The organism is Phyllobacterium phragmitis (assembly GCF_002980495.1).
GTDB classification, from domain to species: Bacteria; Pseudomonadota; Alphaproteobacteria; order Rhizobiales; family Rhizobiaceae; genus Paramesorhizobium; species Paramesorhizobium phragmitis.
Genome location: NZ_PVBR01000062.1, coordinates 1 through 2264 on the forward strand (window position 1 = coordinate 1; position 2264 = coordinate 2264).

The 2264-nt window shown below is 61.3% G+C and carries 1 protein-coding gene; it reads left to right on the forward strand.

What is annotated here, in order from left to right:
• The first annotated feature begins 614 nt into the window (after positions 1-614).
• The gene (gene ltrA / locus C5748_RS27275) at positions 615-2138 is read left to right on the forward strand and encodes a group II intron reverse transcriptase/maturase (protein ID WP_105746179.1); all 1524 of its coding nucleotides are present in this window, start codon (positions 615-617) and stop codon (positions 2136-2138) included.
• Positions 2139-2264: the final 126 nt, after the last annotated feature.

Sequence of the window (2264 nt, forward strand, 5' to 3'; positions counted from 1 at the left end):
TGTGCGCCAGGAGGCGGGGTGGGAACCCGCATAAGCTGGTGACGATCCTGTGGGGTGAAAGGCCCCACGCCCGTCGTAGCACAGTGCGATGGGACAAGCAGAGGGATGAGGAAACCCATGTGCCTATGGGGGACCATAAATGAGCAGAATCCCTCAAAGCCGGACGGAAGGCCACTTTCGGGTTGTCCGGTCCGGCGAGCGAGACCGTATGGAGAGTTTAACGAACCGATGATGGAAGCCTCGGAAAGACAACTCCCCCGCCAAATCGAAAGTGGGCGGGGCAGTCGTGAGACTGGTGGTGAGCTGTTTGCCGCTATCCGCGCGGCGAACGGGGGCATGCGGGACAACCGCATGTCAGCGCGCGGCTGGATCTGTGATGGCCGCGTGTCCGACGCCACCCGGGGTAGAGTCGGCTCCTGTAGCGGTCGAAGGAACGTCATTGGAACCTGGGAACCTTGTCGTGGCTTTCCCGGCCCAAACGGGCGCGGAATGACCAAGGCGACTGGCGAACGCCACGGCAAGGGGCGGAGCCTTCGTAGTAGTCGGAGGGCGGGAAAGCCGTCCACATGGCGAAGGGAGGCAGTGGGTACAGTAGGCAAGCAGGAGGTGGACACATGTCCGACGCGGTGAACACCGGGTTCGTCCTCGACATGCAACGCAGGCTGTATCGGTGGAGTACGGCGGACCCCGAAAAGCGGTTCGCTGATCTGTTCAATCTCGTTTGTGATCGCAGGACGCTTGAACATGCTTGGCAAAGGCTGGCCCGCAACCGAGGCAGCCAGACACCGGGCACGGATGGCATCACGCGGCGCAAGGTCGAAGAGCAGCCCGATGGGGTTGCGGCGTTCCTCGGAGCAATCCGGGATGAGCTTCGCAGCGGAACCTATCACCCCGAACCCGTCCGGCAGCGGTTGATACCGAAGCCGGGCAAGCCGGGAAAAGTTCGCCCGCTGGGCATCCCAACGCTCAAAGACCGATTGGTGCAAATGTCGCTCAAGCTGATGCTGGAACCCATATTTGAGGCGGATTTCCATCCGACTTCTTACGGATTCCGGCCCGGTCGAAGCACCCACGACGCTCTGGCGAGAATCCAGAAGCGGTTGCAGCCGACACGATATGGTCCTTCGCGGACCCGCTACGTGATCGAAGGCGACATCAAGGGCTGCTTCGACGCCATCGACCACCATGTCCTGATGGAGAAGGTGCGACGCCGGATAACGGACCGCAAGGTTCTCCGGCTCGTACTTGCCTTCCTGAAGGCTGGAATCATGGTCGAAGGTGCCATCCGTCACCCCGTGGCGGGAACGCCACAGGGTGGCATCGTCTCGCCATTGCTGGCCAATATCTACCTTACGGCCATTGATGAACGATACGGACGATGGACACCTCGCCCCCGAGAAAACCCGAAGAACTCGACCGACCGCCGGAACACTGATTACCGGGCTGGGCGGCCAACCTTCTTCGCGGTCCGATATGCGGACGACTTTGTCGTCCTCGTGGAGGGAACGCGGGACGAGGCGGAAGCTGAGCGCGAAGCGCTGTCGCAGTTCCTTCGACAGGAGCTGCGTATGGAACTGTCGATGGAAAAGACCAAGATCACCGATATCCGGGAGGGCTTCGACTTCCTCGGTTATCGGATGGTGCAGGCACGGGCGATCTATAGCGGAAAGCCCGTCGGCAAGCTCTTCATCCCGAAGAACAAGGCCAACGATCTGCGCCATCGGCTCAAGGGCATCGTGCGAGGAATGCCGACAGGCGAGCCCCTCGCGCGGGTCATCGGCAAGGTCAATCCGATCGTCACCGGTTGGCGCAACTACTACCGCTATGCCACTGGCGCATGGCGGACGTTCGTGGCGCTCGACTGGTGGCTGGAGCAGCGCGTCGGACGCTGGCTGAGAGCGAAGCATAAAAACGCATCGTGGAAACAGATGCGGCGACGCTTCAAAGGTCAGCGGGGGAAACGGAAGGTGTGGGCCGATGGCCCCATCCAACTGCGTCCCTTCGTGGAAGGCGGTACCGCCCGCTACATAGACCGAGGCACCCGAATATCGAACGGATGGAATACCGACGAGAGTACGTGGTTCCCGCCGGGAGCCGACGGGTTCTGGAAGGCATTGCGCGCCCTCAATATACACTGAGGACCACCCGCGACGAAAGTCGTGCATAGAAAGCCGGATGCGGGGAAACTCGCACGTCCGGTTTGGCGAGAGGGATGAAGAAACTTGCCCCGGTAAACGGGGTAAAGCGCTTCATCCCTACTCTAC

Coding starts and splice junctions, on each gene's coding strand:
- ltrA (WP_105746179.1), top strand. CDS start 615: ATGTCCGACGCGGTGAACACCGGGTTCGTCCTCGACATGCAACGCAGG.